Source organism: Acinetobacter sp. YH01020 (genome assembly GCF_013420275.1).
GTDB classification, from domain to species: domain Bacteria; phylum Pseudomonadota; class Gammaproteobacteria; order Pseudomonadales; family Moraxellaceae; genus Acinetobacter; species Acinetobacter amyesii.
On sequence record NZ_VOYN01000101.1, the window covers coordinates 1 to 3,376 of the forward strand.

3 protein-coding genes and 1 pseudogene are annotated in these 3,376 nt (G+C 38.8%); 3 read left to right on the forward strand and 1 reads right to left on the reverse strand.

Annotation, left to right across the window (positions count from 1 at the left end; genetic code table 11):
- Positions 1 to 93 (forward strand): annotated as a pseudogene (locus FTT85_RS18125) (IS1595 family transposase); the annotation flags it as partial.
- A 92-nt stretch (positions 94 to 185) separates the two neighbouring features.
- Here FTT85_RS18125 and fabR read toward each other — a convergent pair.
- Entirely contained in the window at positions 186 to 860 is a 675-nt protein-coding gene (gene fabR / locus FTT85_RS18130; protein ID WP_372491111.1) for an HTH-type transcriptional repressor FabR, read from the reverse strand.
- 168 nt (positions 861 to 1,028) lie between these two features.
- Here fabR and FTT85_RS18135 point away from each other — a divergent pair, with 168 nt between their 5' ends.
- Positions 1,029 to 2,096 (forward strand): ferredoxin reductase, encoded by a 1,068-nt coding sequence (locus FTT85_RS18135; RefSeq protein ID WP_180184106.1) that lies wholly within the window; start codon positions 1,029 to 1,031, stop codon positions 2,094 to 2,096.
- Positions 2,097 to 2,108: 12 nt separating this feature from the next.
- Positions 2,109 to 3,203 (forward strand): acyl-CoA desaturase, encoded by a 1,095-nt coding sequence (locus FTT85_RS18140; protein ID WP_078193588.1) that lies wholly within the window; start codon positions 2,109 to 2,111, stop codon positions 3,201 to 3,203.
- Positions 3,204 to 3,376 lie beyond the last annotated feature (173 nt).

The following is a 3,376-nucleotide window of genomic DNA, read 5'->3' on the forward strand; positions in this document are numbered from 1 at the left end:
GAGTACTTTGATTATCATCTTAAAGAAACTGAATGGCGTTGGATGAGGGAACCTAATGAGTTAGCAACTGAGCTGTGGAACCTCATTAGGTAAAATTAAGTGTAAATCTGCTAGTCTAGAGCCAAAATAATTTTGTTCATAAAAAAGGAGACCTGAACGTCTCCTTTTTTTCTGACCGTTAATTTTTATCGAATCTGTGCTTCGTCTAAATGGCGAGCACCTTCCAAGATCATACGAATCATAATCATGGTTTGTTCGGCAACTTCTTTGCGTTGTTCTGTCGGTAGATCAATAACCTTTGCACCCATGTTAAACACCAATTGGGTAATACCACGTGCCACGATGTCAGGATGAGCCAACTTGCTCTGATTTAAACGTTCAAGCACGATTAAATCTTCTCTTAATTCTTGTTGGAAATAGTTGAGTTGACGCTCAACTGCATTTTTATAAGAATGCGAACCAGTATAGCCTTCACGGAGTAACAGGCTTAAGTTGCCTTCATCGGCATCTAGCTGCTGAATAAATACTTCAACTGAACTACGAATAATACTGCTTTGGCGTGATGCCTGAAGGCGTGCTTCATGCAAAATTTGACGTAACACACCGCCAGCTCGATCAATCAACTCAATGGCTAATTCATCAATATCTTTGAAGTGACGATAAAAACTATTTGGAGCAATGCCAGCTTCACGTGCAACTTCACGCAAACTCAGTGATGAAATACTTTTTTGTGGACCAATTAAATTAAGCGCTGCCTGAAACAGTTCTTCCTTGGTAATCGTTGCTTTACGGCCTACAGTGCGAACTGCAAGTGGAGTTTCAGCTTCAGAATGTAATTCTTCCTGGTACATGTTAACCATATTCGTCTGTGCAGACTGAGTCATATTTTTTAATAGATTAAAAACATTAACATATTATAGCGTCTGCTAATAGCTTTTGTGAAAATGTCGATTAAATGTACAAGCGTATATACAAATATATATACATGTGTATAATAATTAAAAGCCTCCCATGAGTTGTATTTGATTATGCATGTACTCGAAAAAGCGAAAAAGCCTTTAAACGCACTCAAAGACAGTGTTGTAGACGTCAATGCGGTAAATTTCTGGTTGCAGAAATTTAATCCGTTATGGTCTGGTAATCAGGCTCTCGGCAAAATTGTACAAAAAGAAAATGCAGCAAATGAGATGGTCAGCCTAACTATACAGGTGAACCGTTTGTTTAAAATGGGTGAAGCTGGTCAGCATCATCCTGTTTTTGCTCGTGTAAATGGGATCCGTTACGAACGTACTTATAGTTTGACTCAGTTAGATGATCAACACGTATTGCTTAGCGTAAAAAAAGTGAATACGGGTATTGTGAGTACTTGGCTGGTAGAACAAGCACAAGTTGGTGACATCTTAGAATTTGGTCAGCCTTTTGGTGATATGACTTTGGTGTCAAATTCTACACCCTTGCTACTATTGGCTGCGGGTAGTGGTATTACGCCTATGTTGAGTTTATTGAAAGGGATGAGCAAAACTAAGCAAATTGCGGAGCAACCAATTCAGTTAATGTACTGGGTTAAGTATCACGATGATGCCGCATTCAAATTACGCTTCGAAGCTTTGGCAAATGAATATCCAAACTTTAAATTTCAAATTTTCTTTACCCAAGAAGAAGTTGCTGATCCACGATTAAATGCCGCTCACGCTGCTCAAATTGACGACATTGAGCACAGTACTGTGTTTGCATGTGGTCCATCGGGTTTCGTCACTCAGGCCGAAGCGTTATTTGATCATGCACAATGCTTTATGAGTGAAGCATTTAGCATGAGTCCAATTGCAACGGATGACATTGGCTTTGTGAATGTCACGCTTACGCAATCCAATAAAACCGTCAGTATTCCAAAAGGCCAATCAATTTTAGCCAGTCTTGAACAGCAAAATATCAAACCAAATCACGGTTGCCGTATGGGCATTTGTAATAAATGTGCCTGCAACAAAGTTGAAGGTTCGACTAAAAATATGGTCAATGGTAGCCAAAATAAAGAACCGGGTAATTTACTCAAAATTTGTGTGAACTCAGCACAGTCAGATCTCGTTATTGATTTATAAGGTAGAAAAAATATGAACATGCCTGTAAAAATTGAATATTTTAAAAATCCTAAAAACCGTGAGTTAACCCAATCGCAATTAGATGAACTTGCGCGTGAGCTTGACGCGATTAAGCAAGAAGTTTTAGATGACTTAGGTGAAAAGGATGCGAAATACATTCGTCGTGTGTATTCGACTATTCGATATTCATCTATGGCAGGTCGTGCATTATTGTTTGCAGGTTGGTTTCCGCCAGCGTGGATTTTAGGCACAGGTCTTTTAGGTTTTGCCAAAATCATGGAAAACATGGAATTAGGTCATAATGTCATGCATGGTCAATATGACTGGATGAATGATCCTAAATTCAATGGTCAGACTTATGAATGGGATATCGTGGGTACTGCAGATAACTGGCGCCAAACTCACAATTTTAAACATCATACCTATACCAACATTAAAGGTATGGATGATGATATTGGTTATGGTCTCGTTCGTTTATTCCCAGAACAGCGTTGGAAGCCGGGCTATCTATTACAACCGATTTATAGCATTCCATTTTGCTTATTGTTCCAATGGGGTGTTGCCATTCAAAACCTTGAATTGGGTAAATACTTTAAAGGTCGCAAAACAAAACAGCAGACCAAAGAAGAATGGAAGCCAATGCAAGCCAAAATCGGCAAGCAATTATTTAAAGACTATGTGTTTTTCCCGCTTATTGCAGGGCCTGCAGCATTACCTGTGCTCACAGGGAACCTCGTTGCGAATGGTCTTCGTAATATTTGGACGTTTAGCATTATTTTCTGTGGTCACTTCACCAAAGATGTTGAAGTTTTCCCGAAAAAAGTACTTGAAAATGAAAGCCGTGGACATTGGTACATGCGTCAAATCCGTGGTTCTTCAAACCTTACTGGTTCAGAAGCATTTCACATTTTGACAGGGCATTTAAGCCATCAGATCGAACACCATTTATACCCTGACGTTCCTGCACGTCGTTATCGTAAAATGGCGCCAAAAGTGCAGGCGGTCTGTGAAAAATATGGTTTGAACTATAACAACGCAAGTTTAGTGAAACAGTACGGCAGTGTACTAAAACGTATTGTGAAATATGCGTTTCCATTTAAAAAGTAATAAACGCTACACTAAATTTACGGGAAAAAAAGCCATGCAATTGCATTAATGCCAGTCAGTTAAGCAAATTTTAGTAAAATGTAGTAAAAATGAGTGTATGTAAATACGCTCATTTTTTTATGTCTTTATCTGAACATTTAGAATCCACTCTTGAACATTCTCTCCCATCACTC